The 23,199-nt window shown below is 60.7% G+C and carries 21 protein-coding genes; 6 read left to right on the plus strand and 15 right to left on the minus strand.

Going from position 1 to position 23,199, the window contains the following annotated elements:
* The 4 genes from RZS28_RS16715 to dusB all read right to left on the minus strand — a co-directional run bounded on the left by RZS28_RS16715 (position 1) and on the right by dusB (position 6,507).
* The gene (locus RZS28_RS16715) at positions 1–2,250 is read right to left on the minus strand and encodes an ATP-binding protein (protein WP_407338857.1); all 2,250 of its coding nucleotides are present in this window, start codon (positions 2,248–2,250) and stop codon (positions 1–3) included.
* Positions 2,251–2,568: 318 nt separating this feature from the next.
* Complete coding sequence (ntrC, locus tag RZS28_RS16720) at positions 2,569–4,047, minus strand: nitrogen regulation protein NR(I) (RefSeq protein WP_407338858.1); 1,479 nt, start codon at positions 4,045–4,047, stop codon at positions 2,569–2,571.
* Between the two features lie 268 nt (positions 4,048–4,315).
* Positions 4,316–5,437 carry a two-component system sensor histidine kinase NtrB gene (locus tag RZS28_RS16725; protein ID WP_407341157.1) on the minus strand — a complete coding sequence of 374 codons (1,122 nt, stop codon included), beginning with the start codon at positions 5,435–5,437 and terminating at the stop codon, positions 4,316–4,318.
* 38 nt (positions 5,438–5,475) lie between these two features.
* Positions 5,476–6,507: a tRNA dihydrouridine synthase DusB gene (dusB, locus tag RZS28_RS16730; protein ID WP_407338859.1), complete on the minus strand. Its 1,032-nt coding sequence runs from the start codon at positions 6,505–6,507 to the stop codon at positions 5,476–5,478.
* Positions 6,508–6,650: 143 nt separating this feature from the next.
* Between dusB and RZS28_RS16735 the strand changes: the two genes are divergently transcribed.
* Entirely contained in the window at positions 6,651–7,853 is a 1,203-nt protein-coding gene (locus RZS28_RS16735) for a bifunctional 2-C-methyl-D-erythritol 4-phosphate cytidylyltransferase/2-C-methyl-D-erythritol 2,4-cyclodiphosphate synthase (protein ID WP_407338860.1), read from the plus strand.
* 20 nt (positions 7,854–7,873) lie between these two features.
* Positions 7,874–8,365, plus strand: coding sequence for a CinA family protein (locus RZS28_RS16740; protein ID WP_407338861.1), 492 nt, complete (start codon positions 7,874–7,876; stop codon positions 8,363–8,365).
* Positions 8,366–8,400: 35 nt separating this feature from the next.
* On the opposite strand, the gene RZS28_RS16745 is transcribed toward RZS28_RS16740, so the two are convergent.
* Together RZS28_RS16745 and lipA are read right to left on the minus strand one after the other, a co-directional pair.
* Positions 8,401–8,859, minus strand: coding sequence for a type II toxin-antitoxin system RatA family toxin (locus RZS28_RS16745; RefSeq protein WP_407338862.1), 459 nt, complete (start codon positions 8,857–8,859; stop codon positions 8,401–8,403).
* 98 nt (positions 8,860–8,957) lie between these two features.
* Complete coding sequence (gene lipA / locus RZS28_RS16750) at positions 8,958–9,929, minus strand: lipoyl synthase (RefSeq protein ID WP_407338863.1); 972 nt, start codon at positions 9,927–9,929, stop codon at positions 8,958–8,960.
* Positions 9,930–10,085: 156 nt separating this feature from the next.
* Here lipA and RZS28_RS16755 point away from each other — a divergent pair, with 156 nt between their 5' ends.
* Positions 10,086–10,292, plus strand: a complete 207-nt coding sequence (locus RZS28_RS16755) for a ChaB family protein (RefSeq protein WP_407338864.1) — start codon at positions 10,086–10,088, stop codon at positions 10,290–10,292.
* 39 nt (positions 10,293–10,331) lie between these two features.
* On the opposite strand, the gene RZS28_RS16760 is transcribed toward RZS28_RS16755, so the two are convergent.
* The 3 genes from RZS28_RS16760 to RZS28_RS16770 form a co-directional block, all read right to left on the minus strand.
* On the minus strand, positions 10,332–10,802 hold the full coding sequence (locus RZS28_RS16760) for a hypothetical protein (RefSeq protein ID WP_407338865.1): 471 nt from the start codon (positions 10,800–10,802) through the stop codon (positions 10,332–10,334).
* A gap of 187 nt (positions 10,803–10,989) precedes the next feature.
* Positions 10,990–12,432 (minus strand): dihydrolipoyl dehydrogenase, encoded by a 1,443-nt coding sequence (gene lpdA / locus RZS28_RS16765; protein ID WP_407338866.1) that lies wholly within the window; start codon positions 12,430–12,432, stop codon positions 10,990–10,992.
* Positions 12,433–12,510: 78 nt separating this feature from the next.
* Complete coding sequence (locus tag RZS28_RS16770) at positions 12,511–13,836, minus strand: pyruvate dehydrogenase complex dihydrolipoamide acetyltransferase (RefSeq protein WP_407338867.1); 1,326 nt, start codon at positions 13,834–13,836, stop codon at positions 12,511–12,513.
* Between the two features lie 646 nt (positions 13,837–14,482).
* Between RZS28_RS16770 and RZS28_RS16775 the strand changes: the two genes are divergently transcribed.
* The gene (locus RZS28_RS16775) at positions 14,483–14,704 is read left to right on the plus strand and encodes a hypothetical protein (RefSeq protein WP_407338868.1); all 222 of its coding nucleotides are present in this window, start codon (positions 14,483–14,485) and stop codon (positions 14,702–14,704) included.
* 58 nt (positions 14,705–14,762) lie between these two features.
* Here the strand turns inward: RZS28_RS16775 and RZS28_RS16780 are convergent, their stop codons facing one another.
* From RZS28_RS16780 to eno, 5 genes are all read right to left on the minus strand, one after another.
* Complete coding sequence (locus tag RZS28_RS16780) at positions 14,763–16,175, minus strand: pyruvate dehydrogenase complex E1 component subunit beta (RefSeq protein WP_407338869.1); 1,413 nt, start codon at positions 16,173–16,175, stop codon at positions 14,763–14,765.
* Between the two features lie 28 nt (positions 16,176–16,203).
* The gene (pdhA, locus tag RZS28_RS16785) at positions 16,204–17,238 is read right to left on the minus strand and encodes a pyruvate dehydrogenase (acetyl-transferring) E1 component subunit alpha (RefSeq protein ID WP_407338870.1); all 1,035 of its coding nucleotides are present in this window, start codon (positions 17,236–17,238) and stop codon (positions 16,204–16,206) included.
* A 198-nt stretch (positions 17,239–17,436) separates the two neighbouring features.
* The gene (locus tag RZS28_RS16790) at positions 17,437–17,799 is read right to left on the minus strand and encodes an FtsB family cell division protein (protein ID WP_407338871.1); all 363 of its coding nucleotides are present in this window, start codon (positions 17,797–17,799) and stop codon (positions 17,437–17,439) included.
* Positions 17,800–17,862: 63 nt separating this feature from the next.
* Positions 17,863–19,098, minus strand: coding sequence for an SLC13 family permease (locus tag RZS28_RS16795; protein WP_407338872.1), 1,236 nt, complete (start codon positions 19,096–19,098; stop codon positions 17,863–17,865).
* Positions 19,099–19,253: 155 nt separating this feature from the next.
* The gene (eno, locus tag RZS28_RS16800; protein ID WP_407338873.1) at positions 19,254–20,537 is read right to left on the minus strand and encodes a phosphopyruvate hydratase; all 1,284 of its coding nucleotides are present in this window, start codon (positions 20,535–20,537) and stop codon (positions 19,254–19,256) included.
* Positions 20,538–20,680: 143 nt separating this feature from the next.
* Between eno and RZS28_RS16805 the strand changes: the two genes are divergently transcribed.
* Together RZS28_RS16805 and queF are read left to right on the plus strand one after the other, a co-directional pair.
* Positions 20,681–21,454 (plus strand): lytic transglycosylase domain-containing protein, encoded by a 774-nt coding sequence (locus RZS28_RS16805; protein WP_407338874.1) that lies wholly within the window; start codon positions 20,681–20,683, stop codon positions 21,452–21,454.
* Between the two features lie 97 nt (positions 21,455–21,551).
* Complete coding sequence (gene queF / locus RZS28_RS16810; protein WP_407338875.1) at positions 21,552–22,013, plus strand: preQ(1) synthase; 462 nt, start codon at positions 21,552–21,554, stop codon at positions 22,011–22,013.
* A 21-nt stretch (positions 22,014–22,034) separates the two neighbouring features.
* Here the strand turns inward: queF and RZS28_RS16815 are convergent, their stop codons facing one another.
* Positions 22,035–23,081: an aldo/keto reductase gene (locus RZS28_RS16815; protein WP_407338876.1), complete on the minus strand. Its 1,047-nt coding sequence runs from the start codon at positions 23,079–23,081 to the stop codon at positions 22,035–22,037.
* Positions 23,082–23,199: the final 118 nt, after the last annotated feature.

The raw sequence follows: 23,199 nt of genomic DNA on the forward strand, positions 1-23,199 counted from the left end.
TCACGATTTTCTCTGCGCCGCGACAGCCGCGGCTTGATCCAATTCATCGGGGAAATTCTGCGTCTCGTCGCTCCAAGGAAAATAGAGTCGGACCCAAGCCCCGCGTCCATCAGGGGCGTCGCGCAGCTCGAGGCCGCCGCCGTGATCGGCGAGAATCTTCGCGACGATAGGAAGGCCTAGTCCTGTCCCTTCCGCCCGGGTCGTCATATATGGTTCGAGCAGCCTCTGCCGATTTTCGCGAGGGAAGCCCTTGCCATTGTCGATCACATCGATCGCAATGGTCCGTCCCGCGATGGAAAGGGTGACTGAAATATGACCCTCGAAGCTCGCATCTCCTGCATAGGCGGCTATGCCCTCGATCGCGTTCTTGACGATGTTCGTCAAGGCTTGAGAAAGCAGCCGACGATCAAAGCGCCCTTGGAGCGGATGATCGGGCAAATGTTCTTCAAACACAATGTCCGCATGGGCGACGCGCATCAGGAACAGAACGCGGCGCACGCATTCGCCGAGGTCGTCATGTTCGACGCGCGCCTTCGGCATGCGCGCGAAAGCCGAAAACTCGTCGACCATGCGCTTGATGTCGTCGACCTGACGCACGATCGTATCGGTGCACTGGTCGAAAACGTCGCGGTCTTGGACGATCAGCCCGCCATATTTGCGCTTCAGCCGCTCGGCGGAGAGCTGGATCGGAGTCAAGGGATTCCTGATTTCATGCGCGATGCGCCGCGCGACGTCGGCCCAAGCGGCCGTCCGTTGCGCCGTCACCAGATCGGTGATGTCGTCAAGCGTCACGATGTAGCTCTTGTCGGCGCGCTCCGTCGGCCCGCTGGTGATGCTGACGTTGAAAAGGCGTTCGAGCCCGTCGCGCTCAAGGGAGATCTGTCCCTGCGCCAATCGCGCATGGCCTGAGCGAGCTTCGTCAAAGGCCTCCTTGAGTTCCGGCAGAACCGCCTCGAGCGGCTGACCCACGATGCCGGCCGGCCCTTCCCCGCTTTGCGGGATCAGGCGTTCCGCCGAAGGATTCACCACAGTGATTTCGCCTTTTGGCCCCACGCCGACGACGGCCACCGGCACGCCCGAGAGCACGGCTTCCGTGAACAGGCGACGCTCGTCGATGAGATTGCTTGCGGCGATCAGGCGGTTTTGCTGAAGGCGCAACTCCAATGTCATCTTGTTGAAGGTTTCGCCGAGATGGGCGAGATCGCCCTCGGACTTGCGCACGCCCACCTGCACATTGAGATTGCCGGAGGAGACTTGGTCGGCCGCTGCGATGAGGCGCCTGATCGGCGCGACGAGGCGATTGGCGAAGGAGAGCCCGAGCCAGGTCGCCGACAAAAGCATGATCAGGGCGATCAGGATAAACACCGTCGCAAAAGCGATCTGGATGCTGCGCCTATGGCTGTCGAAACCGTCGTAAAGCGTGACGAGCTTCGCCGCGGCGCGGGCAAATTCGACCGTGAAGGGATCGACCGGCCGGGCCACATAAAGAAACGTGTCCTGGAAAGAGGCGAGCGCGCTTAGGGCGACGAAAGTTCGTCCTTCATCGAGAATCAGGCACGATGGTTCGCGTTTCTGCGCATCTTCGAAATCGCTGGCCTCCGGCCGCACGACGGCATTTCCAAATAGGGCGCCCGTGTCGATCTTCTCGATAGTTTCGCCATTGGACTTCAGGAGCGCGGCGGCAGTGAAGCCAAGGAAACGCGCCCGCGACCGGAAAAACTCGCGAAACAGCGGCCGGTCGACCTCGAACATAAGCTTGGCGCGGTCGAGGTCAGCGGCCGTAAGCCTTGCCTCCTGGAGAAGCGACTTGCATTGGGCTTCCCGAAACAGGCGCGCGGCGTCGATCGTGTTCAGGACGAAGCCCCTGCCATCCTGCATGAAAGATGGGTTGAGGCTGCGGTCAAGCGTCACCGAGCCGACCCCAGCCATCAGAAGAGCCGGCGCCGCGGCGATAATCGAGAAAAGGCCAACAATCCGGATGTGCAGCTGCGCTGCGGCCACCCCAGCCCGGCGCGCCTTGAGAAGAGCATAGCCCTCGGCGAGGACGAAGCAAAAAACCAGGAGAATGCCGAGAACATTGGCGAGGAAGAGAACCAGAAGGACGTTGGAGGTCGGCGCAATCGGCGTAAAGCCGGCGAAGATGAGAAAGCTGACGAACGCAACCACCAAGGCCAGAACGACAGTCGCCGCGCCGAAACGTATCGTGAATCGAAGATCGCCATTCGATCCGGCCGAAAGGTTTCGCGCCATTTGTTCGCCGTTCATTGGCCATTAGAAAAATTGGAATATGTTTATTGGATTCGTTCAAAAAAATCGAGTAGTTCTGGTTGCGTTTATGCCACACTGTTGCATAATTACGACATTTCCAGGACCATAATTTTCCTTCCAAGGGAAATTATTTCAATGAATCGCTGTGCTCACAAACAGACTGCTTTGAGAATTGGATAATGTATGTTCTTATTTAACAAAATATAACTGTATATTTCTCTCCCTTCAAGAGAAAAAAGAGAGGCGGCCCTGGCGGACCGCCCCTCACAATGCAAATCGGTCTGGTCGGCGTTTGCCGAATTATCGTGGCGAGCGCATCAGCCTGATGTCGAGGTCGCGGACCTTCTTGCGCAGCGTATTTCTATTCAAGCCCAAAAGCTCGGCCGCCTTGATCTGATTGCCGCGCGTGGCCGCAAGCGCGGCGGAGATCAATGGTTGTTCGAACTCGCGTAAGACGCGATGATAGAGGCCGGGCGGCGGAAGGGTGTCGCCATGCCCCCGGAAAAGCTCGGAAAGATGCTGCTCCACGGCGCTCGCGAGCGTCGTTGCTTGCTCGCCGTCGCGGACGCGGCCCGCGCCTCCATTGGCCGATGTAGGGAAGCCCGGCTCCAAGGTGGAAGCGTCGACGGCAAGTTCCGCGTCGACCAGTTGCGCCGTGACCGATTCCTGCGGGTAAAGGGCGGCCAGCCTTCGGGTGAGATTTTCGAGCTCTCTGATATTGCCCGGCCAGCGATAACGCTTCATTCGTTCGAGAGCGTCGGGCTCGATATGTTTCAGCGGCAAGCCTTCGGCTGCCGCGAGGGTGAAAAAATGCTGGGCGAGATCGCCGATGTCCTCGGTGCGCTCGCGCAGAGGCGGCAGACGCAAGGGCACGACGTTCAAGCGGAAGAAGAGGTCTTCGCGGAACAGCCCTTGCTGGATCAGAATGCGCAGGTCCTTGTTGGTCGCGGCGATGATGCGAACATTGGTCTTGATCGAGGTGCGTCCGCCGACCGTCGTATATTCGCTTTGCTGAAGCACGCGCAGGAGCCGGGTCTGCGCCTCCATCGGCATGTCGCCGATCTCGTCGAGGAACAAAGTCCCGCCTTCCGCCTGCTCGAAACGCCCCGCGGAGCGCTGGTTGGCTCCGGTGAAGGCCCCTTTTTCGTGGCCGAATAATTCGCTCTCGATGAGGTCGCGCGGGATCGCCGCCATGTTGATTGCGACGAATGGCCCTTTCTTGCGCTTGCCGTAATCATGCAGCGCGCGCGCGACAAGCTCCTTGCCGGTGCCGGACTCGCCCGTGATCATGACCGTGAGATCGGTCTGCATGAGCCGAGCCAACGCCCGGTAGATCTCCTGCATGGCGGGCGAGCGCCCGACGAGCGGCATTCCCTCCAGCTCTTCATTGCGCTCGGCCCTAACCCGGTTCTTCGGCTCGCTCATCGCGCGTCCGACGATCGAAACCAGCTCCCTCAGGTCGAATGGCTTCGGCAGATAGTCATAGGCGCCGCGTTCGGAGGCCTTGATCGCCGTCATGAACGTATTCTGCGCGCTCATGACGATGATTGGCAGGTCCGGCCGCAGCTTCTTCATTTTGGGCAGAAGCTCGAAGGCGTTCTCGTCCGGCATCACGACGTCGGTGATGACGAGATCGCCGTCCCCCGACTGAACCCAGCGCCAGAGCGTCGCCGCCGTGCCTGTGGTGCGCACGTCGTAGCCGGCGCGCGACAAGGCTTGGCTCAAGACCGTGCGAATGGCTGTGTCATCGTCAGCAATGAGGATATTTCCGGTAGCCATTACAAGGCGTCTCCTGCAGGCGAAAAATCGGCGCGATCAAATTGTGTGGGCCCGCGCCGGCCTAGGGTCGGATCCGGCGCATAAGGGGTCGCCACGGCATTCGGATTTTCGGAAGCTATTTTCTCCAATATGCAGACGCCCCCTGGCGCCGCCGCATTCGAGCGATGTCGCATTTGATGAACCCAGAGCGGCGCTCGATCTTTAGTTCCGCCGCAGCATAAGCATGTCGAGGTCCGCGTCTGCTTTACTTAACGAAAAGGCTCCGGCCTCAGCGGCGCGTTACGCCTCGACCATCGCGCGGCGCATACATCGGCATGAGAACCCTGAACGTCGTCCGGCGCGAACTGGACTCACATTCAATAGTACCGCCATGGTCGCCAATTATCTTGGCCACTAATGCAAGTCCAAGGCCAGTTCCTGATACTTTTGTCGTGACGAACGGGTCGAATAGACAGGGCAATACTTCTTCGGCGACGCCCGGGCCGTTGTCGCGAACGCAAAACTCCAAGGGCAGGCTGACCGGCGCGCTCGAGCCGGGCGTTTGTAGGCGCACGCCCGGGCGAAAGGCGGTCGACAATTCGATCTCGCCGTCGTCGCGCGTCTCGCCGATGGACTCGGCGGCGTTCTTGACCAAGTTCAGGAAGATCTGAATGAGCTGATCCCGGTTGCCAAGCACCGGCGGGAGCGAAGGATCGTAATTTTCACGAAAGTGAATGTGACGCGCGAAGCCGACTTGGGCGACTTTCTTCACGTGATCAAGTATTTCATGAATATTGATGCTTTCGCGCTCAATCGGCCGCCCGTCGGAAAAGGCGCTCATCCGGTCGACGAGCTTGACGATGCGGTCCGTCTCCTCGCAGATCAGCCGGGTCAAGGCGCGATCGGCGTCATTGGCTTCCGCCTCGAGGAGCTGCGCCGCGCCCCTGATGCCGGACAGCGGGTTCTTGATCTCATGCGCGAGCGTCGAGGCCATGGCGGCGATCGATCGCGCCGCGCCGCGATGGGTCAGCTGACGGTCGATTTTCTCGGCGAGAGAGCGCTCCTGCAGCATGATAACGACGCCTTCCTCGGCGTCGGGCAGAGGCGTCACAAAAATATCGACCAGGCGCTCGCCTCCGGCCTTCGGCAGGCCGAGATCGACGCGATATTCATTGATGGCCGCGCCGCGCGCGATGACCTGCTCAACGAGCGACGCGAGAGGCGAGTCGATCGGTACGATCTCGACAAGTTTCTGATGCCACAAGGATGTTCGGCTCATCCCGAAAAAGGCTTCCGCCGCAACATTGGCGTCGGCGATCGAGCCGTCCGCCCGAACCGCCAGGACGGGATGCGGAAGAGCGTTCAGAAGTTTCGTCGAATCAGTGGCAAGAGGCGTTGAATTGACCGGCATGGTTGCTGTGTCGCCGCGGGAGTTCCAAAACGCCATAATCATGCCGCCTCCTCCGCCTGAGGCCGCTCGAACAATTCACGCAAGGCGGATTTGACGGCGTTCGGGCACTCGCTGCTGACGAGGCGGCGGCGCAGCTTCATCCTGTCAGGCACATCCGACCAGTCGGCATAAGCGGCAAGATGCTTGCGCGCATGGCGCAATCCCTGCGATGGGCCGAAGATCTCGAGCAAGGTTTCATAATGCTCGACGGCCGCTTCCTTGCGGGCCGCGGGCGCCGGTTGGGCGCGCGCCGACCCTTGCGCCAAATAATGCGCGACATCGCCGACGAACCAAGGCCGCCCGATCGCGGAGCGGCCGATCATGACCGCATCGGCGCCCGACTGCGCCAGCATGGAGACAGCGTCCGCCACGCTGGCGCAATCTCCATTTGCGACCACCGGAATTGCAACCGCTTGTTTCACAGCGCGAATTGCGGCCCAGTCCGCCTTTCCCGCGTAGAATTGCCGCCGCGTGCGTCCGTGAACCGTCAACATCGCAATCCCTTCGCTTTCCGCTATTTTGCCGAGTTCGGCGGCGTTCATCGATCCCTCGTCCCAGCCCAGACGCATCTTCAGCGTGACAGGGACGCGCGCAGCCCGGACGGTCGCGCGGATCAGCGCAAGCGCGAGCCCGAGATCCCGCATCAGGTGGGAGCCGGCGTAGCCATTTGTGACTTTCTTGGCCGGACAGCCCATGTTGATGTCGATCATGGCGGCGCCCATGTCCTGCGCCAGGAAGGCCGCCTCCGCCATGGCGTAGGGGTCGCAACCCGCGATCTGGACGACGTGAAGATCAATCCCGGCGCCCTCGGCCTTGAGCCTATTCGCCGCATCGCCGCGCGCATATTGGTCTGCAGCGACCATCTCGCTGACCACGAGCGACGCGCCGAAACGAAGCGCCATCCGGCGCATGCCAAGATCGGTCACTCCAGACATGGGCGCCAGGAAAGCTCGGCCATTGAGGCGGATAGGCCCAATGTGAAGATCTCTGCCCTGAAATGTGCTGCCTAAATCGTCGGCAATGATGCTCATGCCCATATCATAATCATTTTGTGCGCTGCGACAACGGATAAAATGCCTAATCGGACATCAGGACGCAAGAAAATTTGACGACCGGCTCCAAACAAGAGAGGAAAGGCCATCTCCTCCTTCCGCTGGGTCGAAGCGCGCGTCTCATGAAAACCAATTCGGAATTGGCGGTCCTTGTCGTCGCGGCCGGGCGAGGCTCACGCGTCGGAAGCGGACGTCCGAAACAATATAGAAGCCTCGCCGGCCGGCCGCTTTTGGCGCATAGCTTGAGCGCGATTTATCGCGCGGCTCCGGGAGCGATCATTCTTCCGGTCATCCATCCGGAGGATCTCGATCTTTATCAGGAAAGCATCGCGTGCCTCGACGCGGAATTGCTGCGGCGGCTTAAAGGGCCAGCTTATGGCGGGCCTACGCGGCAGGCGAGCGTCTTGGGTGGGCTGGAGGCGCTGTGCTCAGAAAATCAAGATGGACCAGAAGTCGTTTTAATTCATGATGCTGCAAGACTATTTGCAAGCGAAGAATTAGTTCGGAGGGCGGTCGCCGCCGCCAAAGCTCATGGCGCCGCCATCCCCGGCGTCTCGGTCACCGACACCATCAAGGAGATCGATTCCGAGAGCGGCGTCGTCGCGACGCCGCCGCGAGCCCGGCTGCGGGCGGTCCAGACTCCCCAAGCCTTTCATTTCGATCTTATCCTGGCGGCGCATCGAAAGGCGGCGGCGGCCGGCGAGGTCGATCTCACCGACGACGGCGCAATCGCCGAATGGGCCGGGCATCGCGTCCATGTTTTCCAGGGGGACGGCGACAATATGAAGGTCACCAGCGCCGAAGACCTGGTCCTCGCCGAGGCGAGGCTGATCCGCGATCTCCAAGATATAAGGACCGGGCAAGGCTATGACGTCCATGCCTTCGGACCCGGCGACCACATTTGGCTCGGCGGCTTAAAAGTGCCGCATGATCATGGCCTTCTGGGCCACTCCGACGCCGATGTCTTAAGTCACGCGATCACCGACGCATTGCTCGGCGCTCTGGCTGATGGCGACATCGGAAGCCATTTTCCGCCTTCCGATCCGCAATGGCGGGGCGCGGCCTCGAGCATCTTCCTGTCCGCCGCCGTCGCGAAACTGCGTGCGCGGGGCGGCATGGTCGCCCACATTGACGCGACTGTCGTCTGCGAAAGGCCGAAGGTGGGCCCGCATCGCGATGCGATACGATCCAGTCTCGCGAAGATCCTGGATATCCCGGTCGATCGCGTCGCGATCAAGGCGACGACGTCCGAGCGGCTGGGATTCACCGGTCGCGAGGAGGGCATTGCTTCGCTTGCCATTGCGACGATCCGCCTGCCGCTTTAATCATCCGCGAGACGGACGCCATGTTCGATGACGAAATGCGAGCCCAGGCCGCGGCCCTTATCGCGCGCTATCGAGAGAAAGGGCTGACCTTGGCGACGGCCGAATCCTGCACCGGCGGCCTTGTCGCCGGCCTCATCACCGAGATTCCCGGCTCGTCCGATGTTTTCGAGCGCGGATTCGTCACCTATTCCAATGCGGCGAAGGTCGAATGTCTGGGCGTCGATACCGCCCTTCTCGACGCTTTCGGCGCGGTCAGCCGTGAAGTCGCCGAGGCCATGGCGGCGGGCGCCCTGGCCTTTTCCAGCGCCGAAGCCGCCGTTTCTGTCACAGGGATCGCTGGCCCTGGCGGCGGTTCGGCGGAAAAGCCGGTCGGCCTCGTCCATTTTGCCTGTGGGCGCAAAGCCGGCGAAATCATCGCCGTGGAGCGACGTTTCGGCGACATTGGGCGCCACGCCGTTCGGTCCGCCTCCGTCGCGCTGGCGCTGAAGCTCCTCTTCGAAGCCGCCGGCTGATCTCCGGCCGCGACGCCATCATTCGCGCGGCAAGATCACGCAGTCGAGCCATAGACAACGTCGGCGCGCCGCTCGAAGGCTTCCGCGAACTTTCGAAACGCCGCGTCGAACATTCCACCCATGAGCAGACTGAGCGCGCGGCTCCTGAATTCATAGTCAATGTGAAATTCGACGACGCACGTGCGGCCATCGCCTTGATCGTGAAAAATCCAGCGATTTTCGAGATGCTTGAAAGGGCCGTCGATATATTCAACGAGAATTTCGAGGCGGGATCGATCGCAGGACACTCGGCTCGTGAATGTCTCGCGAATGGCCTTATAGCCGACCTGCATATCGGCGATAAGTGTCAGAACCCCTTGATCTTCTTTGCGCCGGCGCACGCGCAAGGCAAGACACAGCGGCACGAATTGCGGATAGGTCTCCACATCGGACACGAGGTCGAACATCTCGGCCGCGCTATGGCGGACCCGGTGGGTGGTTTGGAAGGAAGGCACGCAGCGTCACAGCATGAGAATTGAGGATATGCGCTTTCGCTCATGCGCCGCCCCGGCTGATGAGCATGCTCGAGTTGAAGGCGAAAAGCTCTAGCCGCTCAACTCCCCCGCCGCAAGGCCGCGCGTTGGGCCTTGAGCTTGGCGAAATCTTCTCCGGCATGATGCGAAGAACGCGTCAAGGGGGAGGCCGAGACCAGAAGAAAGCCCTTGGCGAGGGCATGGCTCGCGTAAGATGCGAATTCCTCCGGCGGGACGAAACGCGCAATCGCGTGGTGCTTCTTGGTCGGTTGAAGATATTGGCCGATGGTCAGGAAATCCACATCCGCCGTGCGCAAGTCGTCCATCAGCTGCAGCACTTCTTCGCGTTCTTCGCCGAGGCCGACCATGATTCCGGATTTGGTGAACATCTCCAGATCCAGCTCCTTGACGCGCTGCAGCAACCGGATCGAATGGAAATAGCGGGCGCCCGGACGAACTTCGAGATATTTCGACGGGACCGTTTCGAGATTGTGATTGAACACATCCGGCTTTGCGGCGACGACCGTCTCGAGCGCCCCCGGTTTGCGCAAGAAGTCCGGGGTCAGAACCTCGATCGTGGCGCTGCTCGCCGCGCGGATCGCCGCGATCACTTCCGCGAAATGCCCTGCCCCGCCATCGGCGAGGTCGTCGCGATCGACAGAGGTGATAACCACATGCGCAAGTCCGAGCTTGGCGACGGCGTCCCCGATATGGGCCGGCTCATCTGGGTCGAGCGGGCGCGGCAGGCCGGTCTTAACATTGCAGAAAGCGCAGGCCCGCGTGCATGTGTCGCCCATGATCATGAAGGTGGCGTGTCTTTTCTCCCAGCACTCGCCGATGTTCGGGCAGCCGGCCTCCTCGCAGACGGTGACGAGGCCATGATCCTTGACGATCTTGCGGGTCGCGGCCCATTGCGGCGAGCCCGGCGCCTTGACCCTGATCCATGCGGGCTTATGCGGCGCGGGTTGATCCGGCCGATGCGCCTTTTCGGGATGGCGGGGCCGCGCCTCAAGCTTTTCGTTCAGGCCAAGCAGATCGGAGTCCGAAGCCATTCGTCATTTTCTCCAACAACGCCATTTGCATCGGGCGGCGCGTTTCTAGCCTTTCCCCTGAAGATAGGGAGCGGATGGCCGAACGTCACTTGCACGCCGGAAGTTTGAAAAATATCCTGGTTTGCGCTTCGGAAGCGCTCGCGAGTTCCGACCCAGATGCCCTATTCGAGCAATGAAGATCTGCCGCCGTCCGTGCGCGATCATCTGCCCTCGCATGCGCAGGATATTTTTCGCGCGGCGTTCAACAACGCTTATGACGAATATCGAGGCGACCCACGCCAGGAAGAAATCGCCTTCCGCGTCGCCTGGGCGGCGGTCAAAAAACATTATCATAAGGTTGGCGATCGTTGGCTGCCTAGCTAACCGCCTGCCCTTGAAGGTCCCAATCGACTCGTCGCGCCGTCAAAACTGGCATTCCTTCGGCAGTTTTTCGTCCGACCAATCCGCGAGCTTGATCGGCGTGAGCTTCGCCTCGACCGGCTTGCCGTTGCGCAGCCCTTTGCCGGAAAGAAGGTTGAGATCGCAAGAGCCCCCGCCCTTCGGATCGAGCGTGTCCCTCGCCGTATAAGCGATCCCGCCGATCAGGAATTCCTTGTTGCGATAGACCACGGTGAGGGATTGGGTCCATCGGTCCCGCCCGATCGATTCATTGCCCGATTTGATCAGCAGCGATCCCTTTCCATTGATGTCGAGCGAAGGGAGCTGGCCCCACATGGCGCCGCTGAATGCGACGCCTTTTTTCATCTCTGCAAGCGCCAAGACTGATTCAGATGCAGCTTCGTCCTTCGAAAGGTAAATGTAGAGGTCGGCTTCGTCGTCCTTATTCTGCACCAACACCGCGCGTCCTTTCTGTCCGTCGCCGGTGAAATCCATTGTGACAGCCGAAAGCACATCTTGAAAATTCTGGGCCTCCGCTCGAGCGGACCATGAAAAGAGCCAACACGCCGCCGTCATCACAGAAATAAGGAGCCAGCGGCGGAAAATCATATCGGCCTCGATTTGTTGGGCGCCGGACTGGCTCCGCCGGCGCCGACTGCGGCGATCCAGCCTCATTTTGCTACTACTTATGAATTGCCCGCCCATAAGCGTCGAGCACGCTTTCGTGCATCGTTTCCGAGATGGTCGGATGCGGGAAGATTGAATTGATCAGTTCGGCTTCGGTCGTTTCGCAATTCATGGCGACGACAAAGCCTTGAATCAATTCGGTGACCTCGGCCCCGACCATATGGGCGCCGAGAAGCTTTCCGGTCTTGGCGTCGAAGATTGTTTTCGTGAGCCCGTCGGGCTCGCCAAGCGCGATCGCCTTGCCATTGCCGATGAAGGGAAAGCGACCGATTTTCACCTCGAAGCCGGCCTCTTTTGCTTTGGCCTCCGTGAGGCCGACAGACGCCACCTGCGGGTTGCAATAGGTGCATCCCGGAATCATCGTCTTGTCCAGCGGATGCGGATTGAGGCCCTTGATGGCCTCGACGCAGATCACGCCTTCATGCTCGGCCTTATGCGCGAGCATGGGCGGGCCCGCGACATCGCCGATGGCGTAAATGCCATCGACATTGGTCCGTCCGAACCCATCGGCGGTGATAACACCGCGTTCGATCGCCACGCCAAGCTGTTCGAGCCCGAGATTTTCCACATTGCCGGCGACGCCGACGGCGGAGATCATCCGCTCCGCTTCGACCGTCCGCGTCGCGCCGTCGGCGTCCTCGAGCGTGGCGACGATCCCATCCGATTTTTTTTCGATTCCTGTGACTTTGGTTGAGGTGAGGATCGTGATCCCCTGCTTTTCAAATCGCTTCCGCGCGAAGGCGGCGATCTCCGCATCCTCCACCGGCAGAATTTGCGGCAGAATTTCGACGACCGTCACCTCGGCGCCCATCGTCCGATAGAAGGAGGCGAATTCGATCCCGATCGCGCCCGAGCCCATGATGAGAAGGGATTTCGGAAACCGGTCCGGAACCATGGCTTCGAAATAGGTCCAGACGAGCCTGCCATCAGGCTCGAGGCCTGGCAGCACGCGCGGCCTCGCCCCGGTCGCGATGATGATATTCTTGGCCTCGTAAGCCCCTGCGCCGAGAACGCCCTTGGGAACCAGGGCCTGCGGCTGCATCGGCGTTTTCTTCGAGGCGCTGACCCAAACCTCGCCCGGCTTGGAAATCGTCGCCTCGCCCCAGATCACATCGACCTTGTTCTTCTTGAGCAGAAATCCGACGCCGCTGTTGAGCTGGCCCGACACGGCACGGGAGCGCTTGACGACGGCGGCTGGATCGAAGCCGATCGTGCCGTCGGCGATGAGGCCATAGTCCTTGGCATGGTTCAAGTAATGGAAGATCTCCGCCGAGCGCAGGAGGGCCTTGGTGGGAATGCAGCCCCAGTTGAGGCAGATTCCGCCGAGATGCTCGCGCTCGACGACCGCCGTCTTGAAGCCGAGCTGCGCGGCGCGGATTGCGGCGACATAGCCGCCAGGTCCGCCGCCGATGATGAGGATGTCATAAGGGTCCGCCATAGGCCGCCTCTTCTCGCCTCCCTTAATTTGGGGAGCCGACTGCTATGCCGGCAACGCGGACGCCGGCGGAAATCGCCGTCAAACCAGCATCCCCATCGGGTTCTCGATCAAGTCCTTGAACGCGGCCAGAAACTCTGCCCCCAAGGCCCCGTCGATCGCGCGATGATCGGTCGAAAGCGTCACGCTCATGATCGTAGCTATGGCCGGCGCGCCATCCTTGACGATCACACGCCGCTCCGCCGCGCCGACCGCGAGGATCGAGGCTTGGGGCGGATTGATGATGGCGGAAAAATTCTTGACGCCCAACATGCCGAGATTGGAGACCGCCGCCGAGCCCCCCTCATATTCCTCGGGCTTCAGCTTGCGGATTTTTGCGCGCGCAGCGAAGTCCTTCATTTCGGTTGAGATTGCCGAAAGAGTTTTGCTCTCGGCCGCGCGGACAATCGGCGTGATCAATCCGCCGGGGATCGCAACCGCGACGCCAATGTCGGCGCGGCGATGTTTCAACATGGCGGCGGAGGTCCAGGTCACATTGGCGTCCGGCACGCGGATGAGAGCCAGCGCCAGCGCCTTGATGATGAAATCATTGACCGAGATTTTGTAAGCGGGAGCGCCGTCCTTGTTTTTTGGCGCGGCGGAATTGATCGCCTCTCGCAGGGCCAGGAGCGCGTCGAGCCGGCAATCGACTGAAAGATAGAAATGTGGAATCGTCTGGCTCGCCTCGATCAACCGGCGCGCGATCGCCTTTCGCATGGCGTCATGCGGGACTTCCTCGAATGAGCCTTGTGCGAAATAGGATTTGATAAGGTCGTCCGACGCCGAAGGCGCGACCACGGGAGGCGACGGCTCCCGCCCCTCTCGAGCAGCAGAAGGCGCCGCAGGTTGCGTCAAGGCTGCCTTCACGTCGCGCTCGATGATGCGGCCATGCGGCCCCGAGCCTTTGAGCGCGGCGAGATCGAGCCCGGACTCTTTGGCGATGCGGCGGGCCAAAGGCGAGGCGAAAATGCGCTCGCCCGATTGACCGTTGAGCGAGGTAGCAGCAATCGGCGCTGGCGCGGAGGCTCTTTCCACATGCTCCTCATGCGGCGGCGGCGCGGCTGGAGCCTCGGCGGCGGAAGGTTGCGGCGAAGCCCCGCGCGAGGCGACCGATTTGGCGTCTTCGCCCTCGCCCGCGATCAAACCAATGACGTCATTGACCGGGACGTCGGCTGTGCCGTCGGGTACGACGATCTTGGCGAGCACGCCTTCGTCGACGGCCTCGACTTCCATGGTCGCCTTGTCAGTCTCGATCTCGGCGAGAACGTCGCCGGATCTGACCTTGTCGCCTTCCTTCTTTAGCCAGCGGGTGAGATTGCCCTTTTCCATCGTCGGCGAAAGCGCGGGCATCAGAATGTTGAAGGGCATGGAAGGCTCACTTCATCATGGGTGGTCAGCGAGTTCGAGCGGCGAAGGATTCCTTCCATCTGCCGCTCTCCTTGTCGGAGCTGACGAAGTCCTGCCTGAAATCGGGGTCGGTCGCATTGTAGATCGTTGCGCCGCCCGATTTCTATGGTGACGTGAGACCGCCGCAAGCGCACGAGCCTAGCTTGCGCCGTAAAGGCCCGCGCGGAATTGCCGTAGCGTTTTCAAAAGCCACTTATGCTAATAGGCGCGTCATCTTCGACGGTGATAGTTACCGCAACATCCAGCGGCGTTGCGTTATCCACATGGAGTATGAATTCCACCCCACCGGGCTCGCCGTTGAAATGACTGTTCCAATGAGGGCTTATATTACTTACCCATACGTTGGCGTCTCCTAAGTGATAAATAAAATTTTGCTGAACAATCCCGCCTGGGCCTGACACCTCTGACGTACCCGAAAGTTGAACCTCTCCAGCACTAATATGTACCACAGCGGCCGCAGATCGGATTGCGCCTGTGTTAAAATTCTGCCGTACACGGCCCTTGGCCTGTTTTAAGACGTATCTAAATGATTGTGCCATGTGCATTACTTTCGGCCTTGAGAGTGTTCTTCAGAACTTTACATCCCTAAAAACCTTCTCGAGCAGTGATGGGCAAGCTTCGCTTGAACGTTTTCATGATGGCGGATCGGTCGATCCGCGTCGAGTTCAAAATTATAGAGAGCGCCAAAAACTCTGAGGTTTTAGGCGGCTCTGAGCAAAGGCGCGGTTGGTTGAAAGATCGGGTGGAGGGGCGGGGCGGGCGGGTCAGGGAACTCGACCTGAACGACTATTATTTCACGGACATCGGCCATCATGTCGGAAACATCTGACCGGATGGGCCTGGGGAATTCGAGAATGATTTCGTTCGTCGCTTCAGCCATGCGCATTCTATCGATAGCAAACCGCTTTCGCCGCGGCGATGACTTCTCCGACATTCGGAAGAGCGAGCTTCTCGAGATTGGCGGCGTAAGGCATGGGCACATCGCGGCCGGTGATCCGAACGACCGGCGCGTCGAGATAGTCGAAAGCTTCTTCCATGATCTTCGCCATGATCTCGGCCCCGACGCCGCTTTGCGGCCAGCCTTCCTCGACGGTGACGCAGCGCCCGGTCTTCTGGACCGACTGAATGATTGTCGCGCTATCCATGGGGCGGAGCGTGCGCAGATCCACGACCTCCACGTCAATTCCCTCTTTCTCCAGCTCCGCAGCCGCTTGCAGGGCGTAGGTCATGCCGATGCTGAAGGAGACAATGGTCACATCCTTGCCTTGGCGCGCGATGCGCGCCTTGCCGATCGGAATGAGAAAATCGTCGAGTTTCGGAACGTCGAACGTATGGCCGTAAAGGATCTCATTTTCGAGAAAGATAACCGGATTCGGATCGCGAATGGCGCTCTTCAGCAGGCCCTTGGCGTCGGCTGCCGAATAGGGCGCAACGACCTTGAGGCCCGGAATATGGGAATACCAGGAGGCGTAATCCTGGCTATGCTGCGCCGCCACCCGCGCCGCCGCGCCGTTGGGGCCGCGAAAGACGATCGGACAGCTCATCTGGCCGCCGGACATATAATGCGTCTTGGCGGCCGAATTGACGATCTGGTCCATCGCCTGCATGGCGAAGTTGAAGGTCATGAACTCGACGATCGGGCGGAGGCCGGCCATCGCCGCCCCTATCCCAAGCCCGGTGAAAGCATGCTCGGTGATCGGCGTGTCAACAACGCGCCGCGCGCCGAATTCCTCCAAAAGCCCCTGGGTGATCTTATAGGCGCCTTGATATTCGGCGACCTCCTCGCCGATGATGAACACGCTGTCGTCGCGGCGCATCTCTTCGGCCATCGCGTCGCGCAGGGCTTCGCGCACGGTCATGGCGATCATGGCCGCGCCTTTCGGAATTTCACGCGCTTCTAACGTGGCCGGCGCACCGGAAGCCGGCGGGAGCGAAACCGCTTTGGTGCTTGCCGGCGGCGCCTTCTCGGATTTCTCGACAAGGACCGGGCCATTCCCTGCGCCGGCGCTCGGAGCAGGCGCGAGGGACGCTGACGCCGCCGCGGACGAAGCGTCTTCTCCGACGCCGGCAATGACAGCGATCGGCGTATTGATCGCGACATTGTCGGTTCCATCCGGCACCAGGATCTTGGCGAGCGTGCCTTCGTCGACCGCCTCGACCTCCATGGTCGCCTTGTCGGTTTCAATCTCGGCGAGAATGTCGCCGGAGCGCACGGAGTCGCCTTCCTTCTTCAGCCATTTGGCGAGCTTGCCTTGCTCCATTGTCGGAGAAAGCGCGGGCATGAGAACATTGGTCGCCATATCGGGTCCTCGAAACCGTCACGCGCTTTCAGCGCAGCACGTCCGTCCATAATTCGGCGGGATCGGGCTCGGGATCATGCGAGGCGAAATCGGCGGCTTCCGCAACGATCGCGCGGACCCCGGCGTCGATCTCCTTGAGCTCCTCCTCGCTCGCCTGCTTATTGGCGATGAGGCGCAGCCGCACCTGCTCGATGGGATCATGCTCCTCGCGCATTTTCTGCACTTCTTCCTTTGAACGATATTTCGCGGGGTCGGACATTGAGTGGCCGCGATACCGGTAGGTCTGCATTTCGAGAATGATCGGTCCATTGCCGCCGCGACACCAATCGGCCGCTTGCACGCCGGCGGCTTTCACCGCGCGCACATCCATGCCGTCGACCTGCTCGCCGGGAATGTTGAAGGACTGACCGCGTTTGGAAAAATCGGTGAGCGCGGAAGATCGTTCGACCGAAGTGCCCATCGCGTAGTGATTGTTCTCGATGACGTAGACGACCGGAAGCTTCCAGAGCTCGGCCATGTTGAAACTCTCGTAGACCTGGCCCTGGTTCGCCGCGCCGTCGCCGAAATAGGTAAAGGAAATATTGCCATTGTCGCGATAACGATCGGCGAACGCGAGCCCGGTGCCGAGGGGAACCTGGGCGCCGACAATGCCGTGGCCGCCGTAAAAGCGCTTCTCGATTGAGAACATGTGCATGGAGCCGCCCTTGCCCTTCGAGGCGCCGCTCCGCCGCCCGGTCAACTCGGCCATGACGGCTTTCGGATCCATGCCGCAGGCGAGCATATGGCCATGATCGCGATAGCCGGTGATTGTCTGATCGCCCTCCTTCGCCGCCATCCTCATGCCGACGACGACCGCCTCCTGACCGATATAGAGATGGCAAAAGCCGCCGATGAGGCCCATGCCATACATCTGGCCGGCCTTTTCCTCGAAGCGACGAATCAGCAGCATCTCACGAAAAGCCGCGAGCTCGTCTTCCTTGGTGAAGGCGACGGTCGTCCCACCCGCGATTGGAGACTTCTGCGGCGTGGCCTTGGCGCGGGCGGCGGAGGATGCTGCGGTCATGAGAAGCCCTCGGGACGGGCGGAACAGGGACTGAAAAGCAAAGAAAAAATAGCGCAGCTCACCCACAAAAGCGAGCTTTAAAAGGCGCGCGAGGATGCGTGACAAGACAACGCTTTGTTACATCCTGCGCCGAAATGCCCAATCTACGATTATGACGCAAAAATGTACTGAGCCAAGCTTGCCTTAGCCGAATATCCGTCAAGGCGACATTTCGGGCCGTCGACCGCGCGGCTGGGCCGCATTGCCCGGCCGCGGCAAGAACACGACCAGATCGTTTCGATCGACGCGTCCAAGAAGCGCACGGGCTTCATCCTCCAGGAGATCGCGGTCGATGGTTGCGCCCTTCATCAAGGCGATCTTGCGCTCCCAGACCGCGCGCTCGTCCTTGAGCCCTCGCAATTGATCGCGCAATGTCGCGATGCGCTGCTCATATTCGTCCTTGGTCTTCAAGCCGCGCTCGCCGTTCACCGCGTGCCAGATGAAATAGCCGGCGACGGCGCCCGAGACGCAGTAAAGGACCAGGGGGTAAAGAATTGCGCGCACGCGCCTGTGGCTAACCATAGCTTAAACTCGCCGATCGAGGTTAGCGATCAATTAACGCTCTGGAAGTTGCCGACTCGACGACTAGCGCGCGAGCCACCATGTTCCGAAAGCGAGACTGAGCGCCGTCAAAGGCAAGCCGACCTTCAAATGATCGAGAAATGAGATTTTGACGCCGGCGGCCTTCGCCCGCTCGGCGACGATGAGGTTTGCGACCGAACCGATCAGCGTCAAATTGCCGGCGAGCGTCGAGCTCATCGCGACGATCAGCCAAGCGCGATGCGAATCGGCCAAGTCCGCTATGAAGGGTTTCAAGGCCAGGACGGCCGGAACATTGCTGACCAGATTGGACAGGAGCGCAGTTGCGGCGGATAGGATCCAGGCGTTTTCGAGATGAAGCTGCTGCGTCGCCGCCATGACCTGTTGAGAGAGGAGTATTTTTTCGGCGGCCGCGACGACGATGAACAGCCCAGCGAACATCAGCAACAGCCTGCCGTCGATGCCTGCGTAAATTTTCCGTGGGTTTACCGCGCGCGACACGAGCAGGATCGAGCCGCCGATGATCGCCGCTTTGGCGATTGGAACGCCAAGGAAAAACGCGACGACGACGCAGGCGCTGACCAGCAGCCCTTTGCGGATCTGACGGATGTGTTGACGCGGCCGCGCCTGCTTTGGAACTGTCGCAAAGGGCGTCGAAAATTCGGTCGGATGAAACAGGCCGACGAGGCATAGGATCAGGGCGAGGGCCGCCGCCGCAACCGGCGCGAGCCGCGCGGCGAAATCGGCATAGGGAATATGGGACGCTATCCCTATGATCATATTCTGCGGGTTTCCGGTAAAGGTCGCGACGCTGCCCGCATTGGACGCCATCGCGGCGGCGAGCAGGTAAGGTACTGGATTACGGCGCAGCACGCGGGCGACCTCGATCACAAGCGGCGTCATCACCAGGCAAATCGCGTCATTGACAAGAAAGGCGGAGAAAAAGCCGGTGACGATGACGATCGCGGCCAGGAGCACGACCGGCCCACGCGCGCGCTGAATGGCGAAACGGCTCGCAAGCTCGAAGAACCCCGAGACTCGCAATTGCCCGACGATGATCATCATGCCTAAGAGCAAGGCGATCGTGTCGAGATCAATCGCGTTGAAAGCGTCCTCGAGGCTCAGCACGCCCGCCGCGATCATCGCGCTCGCGCCAAGGAGCGCTATGCCGGCGCGATCGATGCGGAATCCCGGAATCCGGCCGAGAGCGACGCCGGCATAAGTCGCTACGAAGGTCGCGACCGTCGCAATCACTTGCCAGTCGAGCGACTCGATGGTCATTGCGCCGCAGCCTAGAACGGGTTTTCATGCACAGCCGAAGACATTGAAGCGGAGCGGTTCGTAGAGCGATGGCGCAAGCGGTCGCGGCGCCTGACGATGATCGGGCGAACCGAAGTCGTCGCTTTAAAAACTCGACGAACCGCTGCCGATAGCTGCTAGGCCAAAGCCTTGAAAGCCCCCCTGCCCGCGAAGCGGGCTTGCGAGCCGAGCTCCTCCTCGATCCGGATCAGCTGATTATATTTCGCGAGCCGCTCAGACCGCGAGAGCGAGCCTGTCTTGATCTGGCCGGCGTTGGTTGCGACAGCGAGATCCGCGATTGTCGAATCCTCCGTCTCGCCGGAGCGATGCGAGATGACCGCCGTATAGCCCGCACGCTGCGCCAGATCCACGGCGGCGAGCGTTTCGGTCAGGGTGCCGATCTGGTTGACCTTGACGAGGATAGAATTGGCGACGCCCTTCGCTATGCCCTCGGCGAGGCGCTCCACATTGGTGACGAAAACATCATCCCCGACGAGCTGAACTTTCGAGCCGAGAAGATCAGTCAGGATTTTCCAGCCTTCCCAATCATCCTCGGACATGGCGTCCTCGATCGAAACGATCGGATATCCGGCGAGAAGCTTCTCTAGATATTGCGCCTGCTCATCGAGCGAGCGGGTCTTGCCCTCGCCAGCATAGACATATTTGCCGTCCTTGAAGAATTCGGTCGCGGCGCAGTCGAGCCCGAGCGCTATGTCTTGGCCGGGCTTGAAGCCTGCGTCCTCGATCGACTTGAGCAAGAAATCGAGCGCGGACTCGGCGGAGGGCAAATTAGGCGCGAAGCCGCCTTCGTCGCCGACATTGGTGTTGTGTCCGGCCTTTTTCAATGCGCCCTTCAGGACATGGAAGACTTCCGCGCCCCAGCGCACGGCTTCTTTCAGGGAAGGAGCGCCGAGCGGCAGGATCATGAATTCCTGAAAGTCGATTGGATTGTCGGCGTGAGCGCCGCCATTGATGATATTCATTTGCGGCACCGGCAGCACTCGCGCCTGCACCCCTCCGATGTAACGATAGAGCGGCAGGCCCGATACGTCCGCGGCGGCCTTGGCAACGGCGAGCGAAACGCCGAGGATGGCGTTGGCGCCGAGCTTGGCTTTATTGGGCGAGCCGTCGAGCGCGATCATGATCGCGTCGATCTTGCCCTGATCTTCGGCGTCGAGACCGCTCAGCGCCTCGAAAATATCGCGATTGACGCTCTCGACCGCTTTCAAGACGCCCTTGCCCGCGTAACGCTTCTTGTCGCCATCGCGCAGTTCGACGGCTTCATGCGCGCCTGTCGAAGCGCCGGAAGGCACGGCGGCGCGCCCGGTCGATCCATCTTCCAGCGTAACTTCGACCTCGACGGTGGGATTGCCGCGGCTATCCAGGATTTCACGCGCGGCAATGTCGATGATCGCTGTCATAGCAGTTCCTTTTGTAAGGGGGACGAATAGGGTAAGACGTTTACGACGAAGCGGGGCCGGAAAAAAGGGCTTCGGTCAACCGGGAGAGGTCCTCGTTAAACTTTTCTAGACTAGCATCGCCGCGTTCCTGTGGAGAGGCTCACGTGCCGCCGGAAAAAAACATCGCCTTTGTCATTATGGGCATTTTGTTTGCCGGCTTCGTGACGCAGGCGGCGGCGAATCCGCTTTCGGAAGATCCGCCAACGCCGCCTCCCAGGCCGATCAAATTTTTCAATCAGCCTCAGGATAATGTTGAGCACAAGCTTAATGAGCAAGCCGGCGAGGCGCGAGAAGCCACTGACGGACGTAAGACTTACCGCGCCCTTCTCATAAGGGAAGCCGAGAAGAACGGCTTGCCGCCGGACATAGCCGATTCCGTCGCCGCGATTGAGAGCGGATATGATCCAACAGTCATTGGCGGCGCCGGCGAGATCGGCCTGATGCAGGTGCTTCCCGATACGGCCGCGATGCTTGGCTTCAAGGGCGATCTGGCGGAGCTCGCCAGGCCCGAGGTCAATATTCACTATGGCGTGACCTATCTCGCGGAGGCTTGGCGTCTGGCGAACGGCGACTTGTGCCGGGCCTTGATGAAATATCGCGCCGGCCATGGCGAGGAGGTCATGTCCCCTCTCTCATTGACTTATTGCGGGCGGGCGCGGGCGCATTTGGCGTCCATCGGCTCAGCCTTGGCCGATGGCGTTTCGGCGCCGTTCGTCGCGATCGAGCGGCCGCCGCGCAGATCGCGTGCGGCCAGACGCGGCCCGCCGCCCATCCGGACCGCGGCCGTGAGCCGAGCCTTTTGGGCCGCGCATGACGCGAGGGTGAAGGCGATAACGGCGCGGATCGAGGCCAAGTGGCGGAAGATGGCCTCGAGATAGAGCGTTTTCCGGCACGGCGCCGCCGACGCGCAGTTGCGGACCTGGCCACCGCAAGAGTCACCGAAGGCGGCCCCTGATTCATTTTGTGAGGTTTCGGATGGTCAAGTTTCACACCGGGGCAAGCCTGCTCGGCCATAGCGTCGAGAACCCGCAATCGCCGGATGAGGCGACGCTTGAGCGCGTGCCGAACCCCCATGAAGGGCAAAATTACGTCGCCCGCTTCACTGCGCCCGAATTCACCTCGCTTTGCCCGGTGACCGGTCAGCCCGATTTCGCGCTTATCGTGATCGATTATTTGCCGGGCGCCTGGCTCGTCGAATCGAAATCGCTCAAGCTTTATCTGACGTCATATCGCAATCATGGCGCGTTCCATGAGGATTGCACCTTGCGCATTGGCAAGGACCTTGTCGCCTTGCTCGAGCCGCGCTGGTTCAGGATCGGCGGTTACTGGTATCCACGCGGCGGCATTCCAATCGACGTATTTTGGGCAGTGGGAGAGCTGCCAGCCGGAACCTGGGTTCCCGATCAGTCTGTCCCTCCCTATCGCGGAAGGGGCTAGAAGCCGGCAATCGCCTCTTGGTCAAGGCGCGAGATTGCCGCGAAGATTATGAATGGCGTTGATCCGCTTTTCGAGGTCCGGCGGGATCTTCACATCGACCGAATCGATGTCCGTCTTCAATTGCTCGAGCGTCGTCGCGCCGATGATATTCGAGGTGACGAAAGGCCGCGAGGTCACGAAGGCCAAAGCCAATTGCGCCGGATCGAGGCCGAATTCCTTGGCGAGCGCCAAATATTCGTCGATGACTTCCTCGACGCCCGGCTTTTCATAGCGCTGGCCCCGGTCGAAAAGCGTCGTTCTCGCTCCCGGCGGACGCGCGCCGCGTTGATATTTGCCGGTGAGATAGCCTTGCGCGAGCGGCGAATAGGCGAGCAGGCCGACCTTCTCGCGCAAGGCGATTTCGGCGAGGCCTACTTCGAATGTCCGGTTCAAGAGATGATAGGCGTTCTGGATTGAGACCACGCGCGGACCCCTGCCCGCTTCGGCGGCGTGGATGAAGCGCATCGTTCCCCAGGATGTCTCGTTCGAAAGCCCGACATGGCGCACCTTGCCGGCCTTGACGAGATCGCCGAGCGCTTCAAGGGTTTCCTCGATCGGATTTTCGGGGCCTGACGGTAGACCTGGAAATGTCGTGGTTTGATCCGCGAATAGAGGAAGCGGCCGATCCGGCCAATGAAGCTGATAGAGGTCGATATAATCGGTCTCGAGCCGCTTCAATGAGCCTTCGACAGCCGCGTTAATGTTCTTTCTGTTGAGCTCCGTCGGCTCGCCGCCCCTAAGCCAAGTCATCTGGCCGCGCCCGGCGACTTTCGTGGCGAGGATCACCTTGTCCCTGTTCTTGCGCGCCTTGAACCAAGACCCGATGATGCGTTCGGTCGAGCCCTGCGTCTCAGGGCGCGGCGGAATGGAATAAGCCTCGGCCGTATCGAAAAAATTGATCCCGCGCGCCAGCGCATAATCCATCTGCGCGTGGCCGTCAGCTTCCGTGTTCTGCTGTCCCCAGGTCATGGTCCCGAGACAGATCGCCGAGACGCGGAGGTTGGTTTGGCCAAGCGGGCGCAGTTCCATGTCGATCTCCATCAATCCTGTAGACAGGCTGAATTTGAGCGCAAACTAAGCCCTGGCCGGCGCCTGATCAACCTGGATCCGACGGCTTGCATGGGAGAGCCTCCGGGCTGTCCTTGTC

Origin of the sequence: Methylocapsa polymorpha (genome assembly GCF_045689225.1) — a bacterium.
Taxonomy (GTDB): domain Bacteria; phylum Pseudomonadota; class Alphaproteobacteria; order Rhizobiales; family Beijerinckiaceae; genus Methylocapsa; species Methylocapsa polymorpha.

Excerpts from the sequence above, each read along its gene's own strand:
- dusB (WP_407338859.1), bottom strand. The coding sequence starts at position 6,507 with ATGAGCATCATTGCCGACGATTTAGGCAGCACATTTCAGGGCAGAGAT.
- RZS28_RS16755 (WP_407338864.1), top strand. The coding sequence starts at position 10,086 with ATGCCCTATTCGAGCAATGAAGATCTGCCGCCGTCCGTGCGCGATCAT.
- RZS28_RS16795 (WP_407338872.1), bottom strand. The coding sequence starts at position 19,098 with ATGACCATCGAGTCGCTCGACTGGCAAGTGATTGCGACGGTCGCGACC.
- ntrC (WP_407338858.1), bottom strand. The coding sequence starts at position 4,047 with ATGGCTACCGGAAATATCCTCATTGCTGACGATGACACAGCCATTCGC.
- RZS28_RS16725 (WP_407341157.1), bottom strand. The coding sequence starts at position 5,437 with ATGCCGGTCAATTCAACGCCTCTTGCCACTGATTCGACGAAACTTCTG.
- RZS28_RS16735 (WP_407338860.1), top strand. The coding sequence starts at position 6,651 with ATGAAAACCAATTCGGAATTGGCGGTCCTTGTCGTCGCGGCCGGGCGA.
- RZS28_RS16775 (WP_407338868.1), top strand. The coding sequence starts at position 14,483 with ATGGGCAAGCTTCGCTTGAACGTTTTCATGATGGCGGATCGGTCGATC.
- pdhA (WP_407338870.1), bottom strand. The coding sequence starts at position 17,238 with ATGACCGCAGCATCCTCCGCCGCCCGCGCCAAGGCCACGCCGCAGAAG.
- RZS28_RS16770 (WP_407338867.1), bottom strand. The coding sequence starts at position 13,836 with ATGCCCTTCAACATTCTGATGCCCGCGCTTTCGCCGACGATGGAAAAG.
- lipA (WP_407338863.1), bottom strand. The coding sequence starts at position 9,929 with ATGGCTTCGGACTCCGATCTGCTTGGCCTGAACGAAAAGCTTGAGGCG.
- RZS28_RS16790 (WP_407338871.1), bottom strand. The coding sequence starts at position 17,799 with ATGGTTAGCCACAGGCGCGTGCGCGCAATTCTTTACCCCCTGGTCCTT.
- RZS28_RS16740 (WP_407338861.1), top strand. The coding sequence starts at position 7,874 with ATGTTCGATGACGAAATGCGAGCCCAGGCCGCGGCCCTTATCGCGCGC.
- queF (WP_407338875.1), top strand. The coding sequence starts at position 21,552 with ATGGTCAAGTTTCACACCGGGGCAAGCCTGCTCGGCCATAGCGTCGAG.
- RZS28_RS16780 (WP_407338869.1), bottom strand. The coding sequence starts at position 16,175 with ATGGCGACCAATGTTCTCATGCCCGCGCTTTCTCCGACAATGGAGCAA.
- RZS28_RS16760 (WP_407338865.1), bottom strand. The coding sequence starts at position 10,802 with ATGGATTTCACCGGCGACGGACAGAAAGGACGCGCGGTGTTGGTGCAG.
- lpdA (WP_407338866.1), bottom strand. The coding sequence starts at position 12,432 with ATGGCGGACCCTTATGACATCCTCATCATCGGCGGCGGACCTGGCGGC.
- RZS28_RS16715 (WP_407338857.1), bottom strand. The coding sequence starts at position 2,250 with ATGGCGCGAAACCTTTCGGCCGGATCGAATGGCGATCTTCGATTCACG.
- eno (WP_407338873.1), bottom strand. The coding sequence starts at position 20,537 with ATGACAGCGATCATCGACATTGCCGCGCGTGAAATCCTGGATAGCCGC.
- RZS28_RS16815 (WP_407338876.1), bottom strand. The coding sequence starts at position 23,081 with ATGGAACTGCGCCCGCTTGGCCAAACCAACCTCCGCGTCTCGGCGATC.